Below are 15,688 nucleotides of genomic sequence, written 5' to 3' on the forward strand. Positions count from 1 at the left end.
TCACCGGCCCGAAGCCTCGGCACCAGCACGTCGCGGACGGTGTCGGGGTTGCGTTCGACCACCACCCACCGTCGTCCCAGCCCGCGGGCGGCCACCGCCGTCGTCCCCGATCCCGCGAACAGATCCACTACCAACTCGCCGGGTTCGGTGGCCAGCTCGACGATCCGCCGCATCAGCGCCTCCGGCTTGGGCGTGCGGAACCCGTCGACCCCGGCCGCCCGCAGCTCGGCGCGGGCGGTGTCGGTGGAGCCGACCTCCTGGGCCAGCCAGATCGTCTTGAGCTTCTTGATGCGGCCCGACTCGAATCTGTCGCGCTGGTACACGTCCACGCGCGGGCCGCTGCGCCCCCGGACGGTGCGGCACACCAGGTCCCCCACCCGCTCGCGAGCCCGGTCGCGCGACCAGCGCCACACCGCCGGCGTGAGGTCGCCGAACACCGGGAGGATCTCGACCAGGCCCGGGCCGGGCTCCACGGAGACGGCACCGGTCACGGGATCGCCGTAGAGCGGGTAGGTCATGGTGGGCGTGGTGCGCGGGTTGAAGCGCTTGTTGGTGTTGCGCAGCGGCAGGAGCCTGAAGCTGACGCCGTCGCCGTCCGTGAGCGGGAAGTCTGCGGGGTCGACCGCCGAGGCGACGCCTCCGGCGAGCCGCACGAGCTCGGGGTCGCGAGCGTACACCATGAGTCGGTCGTGGGACCCGGCGAAGAACCGGTCCAACTGGCGGCCCTTGGGGTTGCTCTCCACCGTGAGGTCGGCGATGAAGGCGTCGGTGCCGAAGACGTCGTCGAGCAGGCAGCGGACGCGGTGGGCCTCGGCGTCGTCGAGGTGGACCCACACGGTCCCCGTGTCGGCGAGCAGATCGCGGGCGACGACGAGGCGGCTCTCGATGTAGTCGAGCCACTCGAGGCGCGGCATGTTGTCGTGGTAGGAGTCGAATCGACCGCCGCGGTTGTACGGCGGGTCGAGGTAGACGAGCTGAGCGGCGCCGGCGGGCGCGAGGTCGTGCCCGGCCAGGGCGTCCGCGGACTCGGCGATCCGCGCTCCGTCGCCGACGAGGACGGCGCCGGCGTGCTCGCCGGGGAAGACCGCCTCGATCCGTGGGGGCGGCCCCTGCTCGGCGGGGGCCGGGACGCGTCCGCGCCCCGGCCACGAGATCGAGAACCCCGGGGAGGTCACCGCAGCGGTTCGAGGGTGAGGGCGTCCGTGCGGCGGAACGCCGTGCCGTAGCGGGCGTCCAGACGCAGCCAGGCGCCGCGTTCGCTCACCCGGACCGGCTCGCCCTCGGGGGCGCGGCCCGCCTTTTCCGGGACGAACCCGCACATCACCACGGAGAACACCGTGCGCATGTCCACGCCGACGGGGTGGTCGGTGTCCGCGCGGACGGTCAGCGCCTCCTGGTCGAGCAGCGAGGGCGGAAGTCCGGCCGGGCCGGCGTTCTCGCGCGCGGCCTCGCGCCCCGACTCGGTGAGGTCGAGGAACACCTGCGCGGGCACGTCCTCGACGCGGGTGAACCCGTCCGTGGGCGGCAGCAGCCCCTGCCAGGCGGAGACCAGAGGCATGCCGGGGTCGATGCGCCCCTCGAGGTCGCCGCGCTGCAGGACGTCGAGCTCGGTGAGCAGGTGGTCGGCGCCGCAGACGACGTCGCCACCGGGGCACGAACCGCCGAGGACACGGACGACGAGCGCGCCGAAGGGGGTGCGGCCCCACACCCGCATCCGGTCCCCGCTCGAGGTGAGCCGGACGACGGCCGCCTCGTCGAGCCGCAGGAGCCGACGCAGGAGGGTCCGCAGGTCGTCGCGGTCGGCGGGATCCGGGATGCGGATCACGCTCTCCCCCTGCGCCGGGATCGGCCCGGGCGCCGTCACGCCGCGTCCTCGTGCCGGAACTCCAGGAGATAGCCGCGCTCGTCGCGCGTGAGCCGGCGGGGTCGCTGGGTGACGAGGTCGAAGGCGGCGATGGTGGCGGTGCAGTCCACCTCGGGTGGCGCAGAGTCCGGGGTGGTGCGCGCGCGGACCTCGTGTCGCGCCACGAACAGAGCACCGCCGACCTTCTCGCACCACATCCGCACACGGATGGGCCCGTCGGCGTGGCGGATCTGGCCGCGGTACCTGACCGCCAGGTCGGTCATCACCGCGCCGGCGGTGAGCGTGGCGGTCGGCAGCCCCTCGGAGAAGAGCCACGGGATCCGCGCCTCCTCGATGAGGGTGATCATCCGCGCGTGGTTGACGTGGCGGTAGAGGTCCTGGTCCGACCAGCGGACGGGCATCGCCGAGGTGAACACCCGACGTCCCGGCTCCCCCGACACGCCCAGCGGGCCGCCGGCCTCGTAGACGAGTTGGTCTGTCACCCGGCCGTCCCCTGGTCCGTGATCGCGGCCGGCTGACGGGCGGCCTCCAGCACGTTGCGGACCCCGGACGGGATCTCCACCGCCGACGAGGTGGAGGTGTCATAGGCGACCATGACCACCCGCAGCGTGCAGCAGACCTCGCCCGCGGCGTCGTAGATCGTCTGCCGGATCTGGTACGAGGTGGTGCCGACGTGCTCGACCTCGATCTCCACGTCCACTGTCGTGGAGTCCCGCAGGACGGGCCGCAGGTGGTCGATCTCGGTCCGGCGGACCACCTGCGGGAGGTTCCCGAGGCCGAACGGCCCGAAGCGGCTGCGGATGAACAGGATCCGCGCCTCTTGGGCGTACTCGATGTACTTGATGTTGTTGACGTGCCCGTACTGATCGAAGTCCGCCCACCGCACCTGCAGGGTGCAGCGGAACGTCCCGGCGTCCGTCGCGTCGCGTGACGTCATCCCGCATCCTCCCGGTGGCCGAGCAGCGCGGCGCGCTCCTCGGGATTGATCTCCAACGTAGTGGTCTCGTCGGCCGCCGTCACCACCATGACGGTGTCGACGACCGCGCACGGCTCGGGGCCCGTGGACTCCGTGCCGATCGAGGTCCGCATGGTGTACGAGGTGCGGCCGACGCGCAGTGTCCGCACTTCGACCCACACCTCGGGCACACCCATGACGATGGTGCGACGGAAATCGATCTCCATCCACCGCGCCAGGGCGATCGGCACCCGCGATCCCGGGACGTCGAACTTCTCACGGAAGAACATCATCCGGGCGTCCTGGGAGAACTCCTGGAACCGCACGTTGTTGACGTGCGAGCCCACGAAGTCGGAGATGCGCAACGGGATGCGGACCCGGTGCACGGCGCCCGGCGCACCGCTCTCGGCCGGAGCCGGAGCGGTGCCCGTGTCGCGGGTGGCCGGTGTCGCCATGGACGTCAGCCCCGGGTGAGCTTGCGGTGGGTGACCCGGCTCGGGCGGGCCGCGTCGGGGCCGAGGCGCTCGACCTTGTTCTTCTCGTAGCCCTCGAAGTTGCCCTCGTACCAGTACCACTGGCCCTCGGCTACGTTGCCCTCCCAGGCGAGGATGTGGGTACAGGTCCGGTCGAGGAACCACCGGTCGTGCGAGATGACCACGGCGCAACCGGGGAACTCCTCGAGGGCGTTCTCCAGGCTGCCGAGGGTCTCGGTGTCGAGGTCGTTGGTGGGCTCGTCCAGCAGGATGAGGTTACCGCCGACCTTGAGGGTCAGCGCCAGGTTGAGGCGGTTGCGCTCACCACCGGAGAGGACTCCGGCCTTCTTCTGCTGGTCCGGGCCCTTGAAGCCGAACGCGCTGAGGTAGGCGCGCGAGGGCATCTCGTTCTGGCCGACCTCGATGAAGTCCAGGCCGTCGGAGACCACTTCCCACACCGACTTCTCGGGGTCGATGTTGGCGCGGTTCTGGTCGACGTAGCTGAGTTTGACGGTGTCGCCGATCCGGACGCTGCCGGCGTCCGGCTCCTCCAGTCCGACGATGGTCTTGAACAGCGTCGTCTTACCGACACCGTTGGGGCCGATCACGCCGACGATGCCGTTGCGGGGCAGCGTGAAGGACAGGTCCTTGATGAGGATCCGGTCGTCGAAGCCCTTCTGGAGGTCGTTGACCTCGACCACCACGTTGCCGAGGCGCGGCGGGGTCGGGATCTGGATCTCCTCGAAGTCCAGCTTCCTGTGCTTCTCGGCCTCGGCCGCCATCTCCTCGTACTTGGCCAGTCGGGCCTTGGACTTGGACTGGCGGGCCTTGGCGCCGGAGCGCACCCACTCGAGCTCGGCCTTGAGGCGCTTCTGCAGCTTCTGGTCCTTCTTGCCCTGGACCTCGAGCCGCTCGGCCTTCTTCTCCAGGTAGGTGGAGTAGTTGCCCTCGTAGGGGTGCAGCTTGCCGCGGTCGACCTCACAGATCCACTGGGCGACGTGGTCGAGGAAGTACCGGTCGTGCGTGACGGCCATGACGGCGCCGGGGTAGCTGGCGAGGTGCTGCTCGAGCCACAGCACGCTCTCGGCGTCGAGGTGGTTGGTGGGCTCGTCGAGCAGCAGCAGGTCGGGCTTGCTCAGCAGCAGCTTGCACAGCGCGACGCGGCGGATCTCGCCACCGGACAGGTTGGTGACCGGCGCGTCACCCGGCGGGCAGCGGAGCGCGTCCATCGCCTGCTCGATCTGCGAGTCGACCTCCCAGGCGTCGACCGCGTCCAGGTACTCCTGGAGGACGCCCATCTCCTCCATGAGCTCATCGGTGTAGTTGGTCGCCATCTCCTCGGCGACCTCGTTGTACCGCCGCAGCTTGACCATGGTCTCGCCGAGGCCGTCCTCGACGTTCTCCTTGACGGTCTTGTCCGGGTCGAGCTCGGGCTCCTGCAGGAGGATCCCGACCGTGGCCTCGGGGTCGAGGAATGCCTCGCCGTTGGACGGCTGGTCCAGGCCGGCCATGATCTTGAGGATCGAGGACTTACCGGCGCCGTTGGGGCCGACCACGCCGATCTTCGCACCGGGGTAGAAGGCCATCGTGACGTCGTCGAGGATCACCTTGTCCCCGTGCGCCTTACGAACCTTCTTCATGGTGTATATGAACTCGGCCATTCTACCCTCTCACCTGCACAAATAGGTCACATCACCGCGGCGGGCCGCGGGCACGACCCCCATGTTACGTGTCCGCCCGCGGCCCCGGCGTCCCCGGCGGACGCCGCCCCCTCCCCCGGTGCGTCTACCCGCCGGCGACCCCCACGAACTCGCCGTCGCCGGCCGGTACCGCCCCCGCCGCGTCGAGGTCGTGCGACCCGATCTCCATCGCGTCCTCGTCCTCCTCGGACAGGCCGCGCAGACCCGGCTCGCCGCCGTCGGTCGCCCCCTCCCCGGGCGCGTCCGGCTTGGCCCGGCGCACGGTGACGTCCATTCGGGACAGGTCCGGGCCCAGCGCGCTGACCCGCATCTCCAGATCGCGCATGAGGTGACCGTCGCGCTCGTACTCGTTGGTGAGCAACCGGCCGTGGACGATCACGCCGTCGCCCTTGCAGATCGACCCGGACGCCCGCTGCGCGAGCCGGCCCCAGCAGTTGGCCGAGAAGTACAGCGTGCCGCCGGTCTTCCACTCCCCCGACGTCCGGTCCTGGTAGCGGGTGTTGCTGGCGACCCGGAAGGAGAACACCTGGTCGTCGCCGACGCGCCGGGTGGTGGGGTGGGTGATCACGGTTCCGCGGACTGTGGTCTGGGCTTCGTTCATGGGCTCGCTCCTGTCACGCTCGGCCGACCGTGCGCCGGCCTCGTGCCCTGCAGAGTGCCGCACCTCGTCGTCGTCACCCCTGGTCCCCACCGCGCGCGGTGGTCACCCTGTGGAGAGGGGGCGGGGTGTGGAGAGGAGGGGTGCGACGACGACGAGGTGCGCGACCTCAGCGCCGGCGGTCCGCGCGAGACATCTCGGCGAGCATCTCGTTATAGGCCCTGAGCTCGGCGTCGTCGTCCCGGTCGGCCTGCCGCTCCCCGCGCCGCGCCTCGCGCATGTCGCTCTGGTACCACTGCCACGCCAGGGCCAGCATGACGATCACCAACGGGATCTCCCCCATCGCCCAGGCGACGCCGCCGCCGACCCGCTGACTCTGCAACAGGTCCGGGATCCACGGCAGGCCGATGCCCGAGTACCAACCCTCCGCCAGCACCGTGGGGTAGTTCATGAGCAGGATGCCGAAGAACGCGTGGAACGGGAGCGAGGAGAGCAGCACCATGAGCTTGTACATCGGCGAGAAGTGCCGCGGTGCCGCGTCCACGCCGATGATCACCCAGTAGAACAGGTAGCCACTGATGAGGAAGTGGACGTTCATGAACATGTGGCCCAGGTGCTCGGAGGCCAGCGTCTCGTAGAACCCGCCGAAGTAGATGATGTAGAAGCCGGCCACGAACTGCACCGACGCGACGATGGGGTGGGTGAGGAATCGCGAGATCGGGCTGTTGATGAACTCGACCAGCCACTCGCGCGGCCCCGGCGGGTTGCCCCGACCGGCCGCCGGCAGCGCCCGTAGCGCGAGCGTGAACGGGCCGCCCAGCGCGAGCAGGACCGGCACCAGCATCGAGATGATCATGTGGCCCACCATGTGGCTGGCGAAGTCGGCCATCATGAACATCCCCATGCCCGAACTGGTCGTGAGGAAGAGGATCACGCAGCCGGACACCCAGAAGGCGGTGCGGCCGGCCGGCCACGAGTCACCGCGCCGGCGCAGGCTGAACAGCCCCCACAGGTACAGGCCCAGCAGGATCACCGCGGCGAGCCCCAGGACGAGATCGAAGCGCCACGTGCCGAACACGGTGCCGAATCCAAATGGGCCGGGCAGCTCGAAGCCGAGCAGCGCCTCCTGGCGGGTGGGCACGTACAGCGGCGCCGGCGGCGGGGTTCGACCCAGTGACACGGACAGTCCGATGGTGCCCGCCATGATGACGGACTCGGTGAGGATGATCCGCAGCATCGTCGCGCGGTCCACCGGGGCGTTGGCGCCCTTGGACTCGATCCGGTTGATGACCCGGCGGCGCACCGCCAGGCCGAACAGGGCGAGCAGGCACAGCACGAGCGCCTTGCACACCACCAGCAGCCCGTAGGTGGAGGTGAACAGGTCGGCGGGGTGCAGGCGCACGATCGCGTTGATCACGCCCGACAGGCCCAGCGCGATGATCGCCACCGTCGCCACCGCCGAGTAGCGACGCAGGGCCAGGGCCACCCGCGTGCCGCCGACCCACGTGTGGGCGATCACCGCGACGAGCCCGCCGATGTAGAACGCGGCACTGAACAGGTGGATGATCAGCGAGTTGGTGGCGATGTCGTGCGCGGTGCTACCCGAGGCGTGGCCCGTGGCCGCCACCGGTAGCAGCGAGAGCGCGGTGACGGCGAGCCAGATGACCGACCAGCGCCAGCTCAGCGTAAGTCGCTGCCCGATCCCGGCGACGAGCGCGATGATCGCGGCCCACCGCCACGAGGACGCCACGTCGATCTGGTTGATCGCCACCAGCCACTGGTCCGGCGGCAGCGACTGGAAGAACGTGCGCCCGGAGACGTCGGAGAGGGTCAGCGGGATGAGCAGCGCCGCCGCGACCGCCCAGGCGATGTTGGCCCAGGACGAGATCTGCTGCATGCGGTAGCCGTCCACATCGAGCGTCTTGTCCTTCTGCGGCGGAGTGAAGAACGCCGCGAACAGGGCGGCACCCACCGCCACCGACGCGAGCAGTTCGCCGATGGACCGCAGCGCCGGCAGCCCGGCCGTGGTGAGTACGCCCGGGTCGGGCACGCCCACCAGCTCCAGCGCGACGTCCCGCGACAGCGCGGAGAGCGGGATGACCACCGCGGCCGCCACCGCCGCGAGGAGCAGGACGAGCAGGACGATACTGCGGGTTCCGAGCCGCCCGGTGGTGGCTGGGGCGGTCTTCGACGACGTCATGACCACCATCGTAAGAACCCGGGCGCCCCCGGGCCGATTCGCCGGTGCCGGGACCACCCCCCGGATCGGCTACCATTCACCCGGCGACGCCCTCGCGGTGTGTCGTAGGCCTCCGTAGCTCAGTGGATAGAGCATCCGGTTTCTACCCGGCTGGTCAGGGGTTCGAATCCTCTCGGGGGCGCCCAGCGCTTCACGATTCGGGCACTCCGCCCACCGAGAAGAGTGTTCCGCACACTCCTACTCGGGCGATACGGGCGCGAAGCTCTTATCGACGCGGCGGCGGGGCGAGCGCGGCGGCCGAGCGGAGGTGACAGCCGGTCAGCCCGCGGCCTCACGCAGCCGCGCCAGCAGCGGCTCCGCCGCCTCCTCGAGGAAGCGGTCGAGCGTGGAGTCGCCGATCTGGATCAGCGCGATGTCCGTGTATCCGGCTTCCCAGTAGGGCCGGACCTTCTCCACGATCGCGTCGAGGTCGGGACCGCAGGCGAGCTGCTCCCCCACGTCCTCGGGCCGCACGAACTGGGTGGCGGCGGCGAACCCGGCGGTGGTGGGCAGGTCGGAGTTCATGGCCCAGCCCCCGGCGAACCAGCGGAACTGGTCGTGCGCGCGCTCGACGGCGGCGGACTGCGAGTCGGGATCCCAGCTGATGGGAATCTGCGCGATCGCGCGGGCACCGTCACCAATCGGGGTCTGCCCATCCAGGGCGTTCCACTTCTCGATGTAGCTGCTCTCGGGCTCGGTGGCGATGAGGTGGTCGCCGAGCGGACCGAGGTGCGCGAGCGCCTTCTCGCCGCCGGCGGCCACGCCGATCGGCACGCGATTCTCCGGCAGGTCCCACAGGCGGGCGGAGTCCACGCGGAAGTGCTCGCCGGAGTAGGTGACGAGGCCGCCGTCGAAGAGCTCGCGGATGATCTCCAGCGCCTCGACGGTCATCTCGTGGCGCTCGTCGACGGACGGCCAGCGTTGGCCGACGACGTGTTCGTTGAGGTTCTCCCCCGCGCCGATGCCGAGCATGAACCGGCCGTCGGACATGATCTGCACGGTCGCGGCCTTCTGCGCCACGACGGCCGGGTGGTACCGCAGGATCGGGCAGGTGACGTAGGTGCACAGGTCGACCCGTTCGGTGACGTGCGCGACCGCACCGAGCACGCTCCACACGTACGGCGCGTGTCCCTGCGAGCTCAGCCACGGGAAGTAGTGGTCGGAGGCCACCTCGAAGTCGAACCCCGCCTGCTCGGCCTTGGCGGCGTAGCGCACGAGTTCCTTGGGGCCCGACTGTTCGGTCATGAGTGTGTATCCGAAGCGCGTCATGCCAATCGATCGTGCGCGCGAGCGACGGCGAGCGCCACCGGTCGACGCGGCCGAGCGCCGGTGAATGACGCCCCCGGCGTGCCCGAGGACACACGTGTGCGGTTGCCGCCGCGCGGCGAGACGGGCACCTTCGGGGGCATGAGTTCCGAGCGCGCACTTCTTCTCGACGTCGACGGCACGCTGATCGACTCGACCTACGTCCACGTCGCGACCTGGTACCGGGCACTGGCGGAAGCCGGGGCGCCGGTTCCCTACGTAGAGGTCCACAAACGGATCGGCAAGGACGGATCCACGCTGGTGTCCGAACTCCTGGAACTCGCCGGTGTCGACGACGACGAGCGCGATGACATGGCGAGCCGGGCCAAGGACCTGCACACCGAGTATTACGCCGAGGCGCCCCTGAGGCTGCTCCGCGGTGGCCGTGAGCTCGTCCGCGGAGCCAAGGAACGCGGCTGGATCACCGTGCTCGCGACCTCGGCGGCGCCGTCGGAGTTCGAGCAGGCGCGCGAGTTGCTCGACGTGGACGACCACCTGGACGCCGTGACCACCGGCGAGGACGTCGACCAGGCCAAGCCGGATCCGACCATCGTGGCGATCGCCCTGGAGCGCTCCGGCGTCGACGCCGAGAACGCCATCATGGTGGGCGACGCGACCTGGGACGCGATCGCCGCGGCCAAGCTGGGCATCCGCTCGGTGGCGGTGCGCACGGGAGGGATCGGCGACGCCGAGCTCACCGAGGCGGGCTTCTCCACGATCGTCGATGACGCCGCGGCCGTCCTCGAACTCCTCGAGGCCGACGAGCTCTGACCGGCGAGCCCGGGGCGACCCTCCCGGGACGCCGAGGTAACGCGCGGTCGCAGACGCGGCGGGCCGGACTCTTAATCAGCGGGTTCAGGGTTTACCGAACGTCCGCCCAGCTACCGGCCGCCTCGTCGCGGGTCGGCGTCCGCACCGGCACCAGCAGGAGCAGGCCCACCAGCAACACCAGGCCGATGCCCGCGATTCCCGCGCGATCCGTCGCGAACGCCCACGTGAACAGCCCGAACAGGGCGGGGGCGAGGAACGAGACCGCGCGGCCGGTGGTGGCGTAGAGGCCGAACATCTGACCATCGCTGCCCGCCGGGGCCAGCCTGGCCAGGAACGACCGCGACGCCGACTGCGCGGGCCCCACGAACAGGCACATGAGCAGCCCGAAGACCCAGAACATCGCGGGGCCGTCGACGAACAGCAGGACGGTCATGGTCGCGATCATCGCCACCAGCGAGCCGATGATCACCGCCTTGGGGCCGACCTTGTCGTCGACAAGGCCCGCGGCCGCCGCCCCCAGCGCCGCCACCACGTTGGCGGCTACGCCGAAGATGAGGACGTCCCCGGGCGCCAACCCGTAGACCGTCACGGCCAGGATCGCCCCGAAGGTGAACACCCCGGCCAGGCCGTCCCGGAAGATCGCGCTCGCGACGAGGAACTTCACGGTGCGCGGATCCCGCCGCCACAGGCGCTTCAGATCGACCCAGAGGATGCGGTACGACGCGAGGAAGCCGGGCTCGTCGTCGTCGACCTCACCGGCGGCCCCACGGGCAGCGGCCGGGCGGTGCTCCGGCACCGACCGCAGCACCGGTAGCGCGAAGGTCGCGAACCACACGGCGGCGAGCAGACACACCAGGCGCACGTTCATGCCGCCGTCGGCGGTGACGCCGAGCAGCCCGCGGTCGGGGCCGTCGCCGGCGATGAAGCCGAGGAACGCCCCGAGCAGCAGGAAGATCCCGCCGAAGTAGCCCATCGCCCAGCCGAAGCCGGACACCCGGCCGACCGTGGCGGGGGTCGAGACCTGGCGCAGCATCGCGAAGTACGACACTTCGGCGAACTCGAAGGTGATCGATCCGATCGCCAGCAGGGCGAGCCCGATGAAGAACCACGGGTACGGGGCGTCCGCGTCGACGAGGAACATCAGCGCGGTGAGCAGCACCGTCGCGTAGGTCCAGATTGCGAGCGACCGTCGACGCCGACCGCCGCGGTCGGCGCGCTGCCCCATCACCGGCGCGGTGAGCGCGATGACCAGCCCGGCGACGGCGACGGAAATCGACAGCCACGTCGCGGCCGACAGCGGTCCGTCGAGGTCCGCGCCCACCGAGTCGGTGAGATAGACGGAGAAGACGAAGGTCACGATCACCGCGTTGAACGCCGCCGACCCCCAGTCCCACATCCCCCAGGCCACGATCCGGCCGCGAGGCGTGCGCGTCACCGCCGCCGAAGGCGTCGCCGGGGCCGGGGGCGCAGGTGAGAACGTTTCGGGGCGGTTCGACTGGTTCACACCCGTCACGCTATCCGGCCGGCGGCGGTGGATCGCTCAGCATGGGCTCGCTCGGGAGCTGACCCCCCTCTCCCGTTCACCCTCCGGCGGCCCCCGGCGAATGACGTTCGCCGGGGGCCGCGTCCCGAGCTCCGGCCGGTACGCTCAGCCTCGGTCCGCCAGCCCGAAGCCCCGAGGAGCCCCATGTCCCTGCCCACTCCCACCACGTCGAACCGAGCAGTCGTCACCGGCGCCTCCTCCGGGATCGGCATGGCGCTGGCCACCGAACTCGCACGGCGTGGACATTCGCTCATCGTGGTCGCCCGGAGCGAGGAAATCCTGCAGACCCTCAAGACGCGGCTCGAGAGCGAGTACGGCGTGAGCGTCGACGTCCGCCCCTGCGACCTCGGCAGCCCCGCCGAGCGCCAGCCCCTGCTCGACGAGCTGGCCACGCGGGAGATCTCGGTCCTCTGCAACAACGCCGGCATCGCCACGTTCGGACCCGTGGCGTCGCTGGACCCCGCGTACGAGAAGCAGCAGATGCAGGTCAACGCGGTGGCCTGCCACGACCTAGTCCTGGCGGTCCTCCCCGGCATGGTCGAACGGCGATCGGGAGCGATCCTCAACGTCGGATCGGCGGCCGGGAACATGCCGATCCCGAACAACGCCACCTACGCCGGCACCAAGGCGTTCCTCAACACCTTCTCCGAGTCCCTACGGGGTGAACTCATCGGCTCCGGCGTCAACGTGACCCTCCTCGCGCCCGGTCCGGTGCGCACCGAGGAGATCGCCGAGGAGGACAAGACCTTCGTCGACCGCCTGGTCCCCGACCGCCTGTGGGTCGACACCGAGTACACCGCCCGCGTCTCGCTGGATGCGCTGGCCCGCAACAAGATGCGCGTGGTGCCCGGCCCGCTGAGCCAGGCCATGTCCGTGGCCGGGAACTACGTCCCGCGCGGGATCATGGCGCCGATCGTGGGCAGGTTCTACGCCAAGCTCGGCGAGGGACAGCAGGGCGGGGCCTGATCGGCCGACAGCAGCCGGGCCGTCCTGCGGCGATATAGTCGAACGATGCCCGAGTCGACCTCCGCCGAGACCGCTGCCCCGTCGTCGTCACCGACGCCCCACCAGGAATCCAAGAACGACCGCATCGTCTGGATCGACTGCGAGATGACCGGCCTCGACACCACGAACGACAAGTTGGTGGAGATCGCGGCGCTGGTCACCGACTCCGACCTCAACGTGCTGGGCGAGGGCGTCGACATTGTCATCCACGCATCCGACGCCGCGCTCGACGCCATGGTGCCGGTGGTGCGGGACATGCACGCCTTCTCCGGCCTGACCGAGGAGATCCGCAGGTCGACGGTGACGGTGGCCGAGGCCGAGAAGGCCGTCCTGGACTACGTACGGGCGTGGGTGCCGGTGGCCGGGTCCGCTCCCCTGGCGGGCAACTCGATCGGCACCGACCGCGGCTTCCTCGCCCGCGACATGCCCGAGCTCAACTCCTACCTGCACTACCGGATGATCGACGTCAGCTCCATCAAGGAACTGTGCCGCCGGTGGTACCCCCGCATCTACTTCGGCCAGCCCGAGAAGGGCATGTCCCACCGCGCCCTGGCGGACATCAAGGAGTCGATCCGCGAGCTGCAGTACTACCGGGCCACCGCGTTCGTTCCGCAGCCCGGGCCGACCAGCGACGAGGTCAAGAGGGCCGCCGCCGAGCTGCCCGCGGTCGAGTAGCCTCACCTGCGGATTTCCCGGCGAGGCCACCTAGAGGGTAAAGTCGTCAGCGCTGTCCGCGAGGGCAGCGGTGGTGGCTGTAGTTCAGCTGGTAGAGCACCAGATTGTGATTCTGGTTGTCGCGGGTTCGAGTCCCGTCAGCCACCCCGACCGCGATGGCGGGTGATGCGCACTCCGGTGCGGGTCACCCGCCATTCGCATCTGCGGCCCTACCAGCGGTTGCGTGACTGCTCCGCCCAGCCCACCAGCCCGTCGAGCGAGACCTCCGTGCCGTCGTCGAGCACGCCGGTGCCGTGCCACGTGCCGAACGCCTGATGCGTCTTCACCGCCAACACCCCGAGCTCGGTGATATCGCGGCGCATATGAAACGGCGTGAGCGTGGCATCCAACCGCTCACCCCGCACCCGCCACGGCCCGGCCGGGTCCGACACGTCATAGGTCCACTGCAGGTCGTCGCCGAGCTTGTGCATCCGGCCGTCGACGAGGATCCCGTTCTCCGTCGATCCGGTGCCGTCCGTCCACTTCCCGCCGACCTGCAGCGCCCGCGTCGAGCCGTCCACCACGCCGCTACCCGCGCCCCAGTTCCAGGTGGTCGCGTACCGCCAACGACCCCGCCCGCGGTCGAGGACCGCCCAGCCGGCCCCGAGGTCCTGCGTCGTGCCGTCGACGGTCACCGACCCGGTGACGGGATTGGCCAGATCCTTGAGGGTGTACTGGAACCGCCGCTCACTCCACGGGACCACCACCGCGAGGCTGTCGTGCCCCGGGCGGCTGACCTCGAGCTGGACCCGCACACCGCGCGCCTGCACACGGATGGAGGTGGAGTCCTCGTCGTCGTCGACCTCGATGGACACCCGACCCCCACCCACGCCGGCCGATCCGCGCAGGGCGCCGTCCCCCGGTTCCTCACCGAACGGCGGCCGGTGGAGCGGCCTGATCCCGCTGCGGCTCTCCTCCCGCCCCGTGTGCCGATCCAGGACGTAGACCGCGCAGTTGGCCAGATAGTCCAGCCCGGCGACCGTCAGACCGACCACGGACCGGTCGTTGACGACCCCCGGTACTCCCAGCGATTGGTCAGCCCCGATCGGCGAAATGAGTGCAATGCAGGGGGCGCCGGGACCAGCCCACGGCGTCCGGGTTGAGCATGCGGCCGCGGGCCAGGTCGACGGGTCGGGTGATCTCGCGTTCGGCGGTCATGGGGTCACTGTCGCACGCGCGCTGCCGGCCGAGGCGGAGGGTCCGGACGCGGGACCCGGATGCGCGCCCCGGCGGCCTTTCCTATGGTGCGGATGACCGACCGACGCAAGGAGGGACCGTTGCCCACACTCGATCTGTTGCTCGCGGCCGTGGGCGCTCTCGGGGTGGTGATCGTCGCCCTCTCCGCGCGGATGACGCGCTGGCCCGTGTCCGAGCCGCTGATCGCACTCGCCGGCGGCGTCATCCTGGGGCCCGCAGTCCTCGGTGTGTTGGACGTGCCCGACATCCTCGCCGAGCAGTCGACCCTCCACAACGGAGCGGAGATCCTCCTCGCCGTCTCGGTGATGGGTGTGGCCCTGCGCTACCCGTTCTCCGCCATCCGCGAGCAATGGCGGCGTCTGGCGCTCCTGCTGGTGGTGGTCCTGCCCGCGATGGCACTGATCTCGACGGGCCTGGCCATGTGGGCTCTGGGCATACCGTTCGCCCTCGCTCTGCTGTTCGGCACCGCCATCTGCCCCACTGACCCCGTCCTGGCCTCCGCCGCCGTCACCGGCGACGCCGCCGAGGAGGACCTACCCGAACACGACCGCCAGCTGCTGTCCCTGGAGTCCGGGGCCAACGACGGCCTCGCGCTGCCCCTCGTCCTGGTCGCGCTCGCCGTGGCCACCCCCCTCACCGCCGGTCAGGCCGCCACGGAAGCCCTCTGGCAGATCGGAGCAGCCCTCGCTGTGGGCGCCGTCGGTGGAGTCGCCGCCGCGAAGGCCCTCCACTTCTCGGAACGACACCACGACACCGAGAAGGGGGCCATGCTCATGTACACCCTGCTGCTGTCGATCCTCGTCCTCGGCGTGTCGGGTCTCCTCGAGGCCAACGGGGTGTTCGCGTCCTTCGTCGCCGGGCTGGCGTTCAACCTCGCGAGCTCCGGTAGCGAACGCAAGACGGAGGTGGAGATCGACGAGGCGGTCAACCAGTTCGCCGTCCTGCCGTTCTTCCTCGCCCTGGGCGCGATGATCCCGTGGACCGCCTGGGCGGAGCTCGGCTGGGGCGCCGTGTGGCTCACGGCCGGCGTCCTGCTGCTGCGTCGCCCACCGCTGCTGTTCGCCCTGATGAAGTCGCTCGCCCTGAAGGTGCGCGGCGCCGCCTACCTCGGCTGGTTCGGCCCCGTCGGCGTGGCCGCGGTGTTCTACCTGACCGAGGAGGCCTCACGGGCCGGTGCGGATCCGATACTCCTCGGCGCCGGGACACTGGTCGTGGTGGCCAGTACGGTCGCACACGGCATCACCGCCGCCCCCGGCCGTGCGCTGTTCCGGGCCGCCGCCGAGCGCGAGCAGACGACGACCTCGTCGTCGTCCCCGTCGTCGTC

At 70.4% G+C, this 15,688-nt stretch carries 16 protein-coding genes and 2 tRNA genes; 6 read left to right on the plus strand and 12 right to left on the minus strand.

Going from position 1 to position 15,688, the window contains the following annotated elements; translation table 11 throughout:
• From DPA01S_RS14190 to DPA01S_RS14225, 8 genes are all read right to left on the minus strand, one after another.
• On the minus strand, nt 1–1,175 hold a 1,175-nt coding region (locus DPA01S_RS14190; protein WP_061917284.1), incomplete at its 3' end, for a site-specific DNA-methyltransferase.
• Complete coding sequence (locus DPA01S_RS14195) at nt 1,172–1,864, minus strand: DUF8185 domain-containing protein (RefSeq protein ID WP_061917288.1); 693 nt, start codon at nt 1,862–1,864, stop codon at nt 1,172–1,174. The genes DPA01S_RS14190 and DPA01S_RS14195, both read right to left, overlap by 4 nt.
• A complete protein-coding gene (locus tag DPA01S_RS14200; protein ID WP_083961772.1) occupies nt 1,861–2,346 on the minus strand; it encodes an acyl-CoA thioesterase in 486 nt (161 codons plus the stop codon). Before DPA01S_RS14200 ends, DPA01S_RS14195 begins: the two co-directional genes overlap by 4 nt.
• A complete protein-coding gene (locus tag DPA01S_RS14205) occupies nt 2,343–2,801 on the minus strand; it encodes an acyl-CoA thioesterase (protein ID WP_007626689.1) in 459 nt (152 codons plus the stop codon). Before DPA01S_RS14205 ends, DPA01S_RS14200 begins: the two co-directional genes overlap by 4 nt.
• A complete protein-coding gene (locus DPA01S_RS14210; RefSeq protein WP_061228463.1) occupies nt 2,798–3,274 on the minus strand; it encodes an acyl-CoA thioesterase in 477 nt (158 codons plus the stop codon). Before DPA01S_RS14210 ends, DPA01S_RS14205 begins: the two co-directional genes overlap by 4 nt.
• A gap of 5 nt (nt 3,275–3,279) precedes the next feature.
• A complete protein-coding gene (gene ettA / locus DPA01S_RS14215) occupies nt 3,280–4,953 on the minus strand; it encodes an energy-dependent translational throttle protein EttA (protein ID WP_061228462.1) in 1,674 nt (557 codons plus the stop codon).
• A gap of 124 nt (nt 4,954–5,077) precedes the next feature.
• Nucleotides 5,078–5,593, minus strand: coding sequence for a single-stranded DNA-binding protein (locus tag DPA01S_RS14220; RefSeq protein ID WP_063935582.1), 516 nt, complete (start codon nt 5,591–5,593; stop codon nt 5,078–5,080).
• Between the two features lie 166 nt (nt 5,594–5,759).
• The gene (locus DPA01S_RS14225) at nt 5,760–7,790 is read right to left on the minus strand and encodes a bifunctional copper resistance protein CopD/cytochrome c oxidase assembly protein (protein ID WP_061230010.1); all 2,031 of its coding nucleotides are present in this window, start codon (nt 7,788–7,790) and stop codon (nt 5,760–5,762) included.
• A 108-nt stretch (nt 7,791–7,898) separates the two neighbouring features.
• Between DPA01S_RS14225 and DPA01S_RS14230 the strand changes: the two genes are divergently transcribed.
• Nucleotides 7,899–7,971, plus strand: a tRNA-Arg gene (locus DPA01S_RS14230).
• A 137-nt stretch (nt 7,972–8,108) separates the two neighbouring features.
• Here DPA01S_RS14230 and DPA01S_RS14235 read toward each other — a convergent pair.
• Complete coding sequence (locus DPA01S_RS14235; RefSeq protein WP_061917291.1) at nt 8,109–9,098, minus strand: TIGR03557 family F420-dependent LLM class oxidoreductase; 990 nt, start codon at nt 9,096–9,098, stop codon at nt 8,109–8,111.
• Between the two features lie 138 nt (nt 9,099–9,236).
• Here DPA01S_RS14235 and DPA01S_RS14240 point away from each other — a divergent pair, with 138 nt between their 5' ends.
• Nucleotides 9,237–9,905 (plus strand): HAD family hydrolase, encoded by a 669-nt coding sequence (locus DPA01S_RS14240; protein ID WP_061230012.1) that lies wholly within the window; start codon nt 9,237–9,239, stop codon nt 9,903–9,905.
• A gap of 91 nt (nt 9,906–9,996) precedes the next feature.
• Here DPA01S_RS14240 and DPA01S_RS14245 read toward each other — a convergent pair whose 3' ends face one another.
• Nucleotides 9,997–11,301 carry an MFS transporter gene (locus DPA01S_RS14245; RefSeq protein ID WP_232303173.1) on the minus strand — a complete coding sequence of 435 codons (1,305 nt, stop codon included), beginning with the start codon at nt 11,299–11,301 and terminating at the stop codon, nt 9,997–9,999.
• Nucleotides 11,302–11,592: 291 nt separating this feature from the next.
• On the opposite strand from DPA01S_RS14245, the gene cmrA reads away from it, so the two are divergent.
• The 3 genes from cmrA to DPA01S_RS14260 all read left to right on the plus strand — a co-directional run bounded on the left by cmrA (nt 11,593) and on the right by DPA01S_RS14260 (nt 13,274).
• Nucleotides 11,593–12,414: a mycolate reductase gene (gene cmrA / locus DPA01S_RS14250; protein ID WP_061230007.1), complete on the plus strand. Its 822-nt coding sequence runs from the start codon at nt 11,593–11,595 to the stop codon at nt 12,412–12,414.
• A gap of 45 nt (nt 12,415–12,459) precedes the next feature.
• Complete coding sequence (gene orn / locus DPA01S_RS14255; protein ID WP_082767863.1) at nt 12,460–13,128, plus strand: oligoribonuclease; 669 nt, start codon at nt 12,460–12,462, stop codon at nt 13,126–13,128.
• A 73-nt stretch (nt 13,129–13,201) separates the two neighbouring features.
• Nucleotides 13,202–13,274: transfer RNA gene (locus tag DPA01S_RS14260), tRNA-His, on the plus strand.
• Between the two features lie 63 nt (nt 13,275–13,337).
• Here the strand turns inward: DPA01S_RS14260 and DPA01S_RS14265 are convergent.
• Nucleotides 13,338–14,231, minus strand: coding sequence for a DUF2804 domain-containing protein (locus DPA01S_RS14265; protein WP_375545846.1), 894 nt, complete (start codon nt 14,229–14,231; stop codon nt 13,338–13,340).
• Nucleotides 14,203–14,325: a hypothetical protein gene (locus DPA01S_RS17480; RefSeq protein ID WP_256386838.1), complete on the minus strand. Its 123-nt coding sequence runs from the start codon at nt 14,323–14,325 to the stop codon at nt 14,203–14,205. The genes DPA01S_RS14265 and DPA01S_RS17480 overlap by 29 nt, the downstream gene beginning before the upstream one ends.
• A gap of 83 nt (nt 14,326–14,408) precedes the next feature.
• Between DPA01S_RS17480 and DPA01S_RS14270 the strand changes: the two genes are divergently transcribed.
• On the plus strand, nt 14,409–15,688 hold a 1,280-nt coding region (locus tag DPA01S_RS14270), incomplete at its 3' end, for a cation:proton antiporter domain-containing protein (RefSeq protein WP_061917294.1).

The organism is Dietzia papillomatosis NBRC 105045 (genome assembly GCF_001570845.1).
GTDB lineage: Bacteria > Actinomycetota > Actinomycetes > Mycobacteriales > Mycobacteriaceae > Dietzia > Dietzia cinnamea.

Bases quoted from the DNA above. Each gene is read 5' to 3' on its own strand.
- DPA01S_RS14220 (WP_063935582.1), bottom strand. From the start codon at position 5,593: ATGAACGAAGCCCAGACCACAGTCCGCGGAACCGTGATCACCCACCCC.
- cmrA (WP_061230007.1), top strand. From the start codon at position 11,593: ATGTCCCTGCCCACTCCCACCACGTCGAACCGAGCAGTCGTCACCGGC.
- DPA01S_RS17480 (WP_256386838.1), bottom strand. From the start codon at position 14,325: ATGACCGCCGAACGCGAGATCACCCGACCCGTCGACCTGGCCCGCGGC.
- DPA01S_RS14245 (WP_232303173.1), bottom strand. From the start codon at position 11,301: ATGTGGGACTGGGGGTCGGCGGCGTTCAACGCGGTGATCGTGACCTTC.
- DPA01S_RS14225 (WP_061230010.1), bottom strand. From the start codon at position 7,790: ATGACGTCGTCGAAGACCGCCCCAGCCACCACCGGGCGGCTCGGAACC.
- ettA (WP_061228462.1), bottom strand. From the start codon at position 4,953: ATGGCCGAGTTCATATACACCATGAAGAAGGTTCGTAAGGCGCACGGG.
- DPA01S_RS14205 (WP_007626689.1), bottom strand. From the start codon at position 2,801: ATGACGTCACGCGACGCGACGGACGCCGGGACGTTCCGCTGCACCCTG.
- DPA01S_RS14210 (WP_061228463.1), bottom strand. From the start codon at position 3,274: ATGGCGACACCGGCCACCCGCGACACGGGCACCGCTCCGGCTCCGGCC.
- orn (WP_082767863.1), top strand. From the start codon at position 12,460: ATGCCCGAGTCGACCTCCGCCGAGACCGCTGCCCCGTCGTCGTCACCG.
- DPA01S_RS14235 (WP_061917291.1), bottom strand. From the start codon at position 9,098: ATGACGCGCTTCGGATACACACTCATGACCGAACAGTCGGGCCCCAAG.
- DPA01S_RS14240 (WP_061230012.1), top strand. From the start codon at position 9,237: ATGAGTTCCGAGCGCGCACTTCTTCTCGACGTCGACGGCACGCTGATC.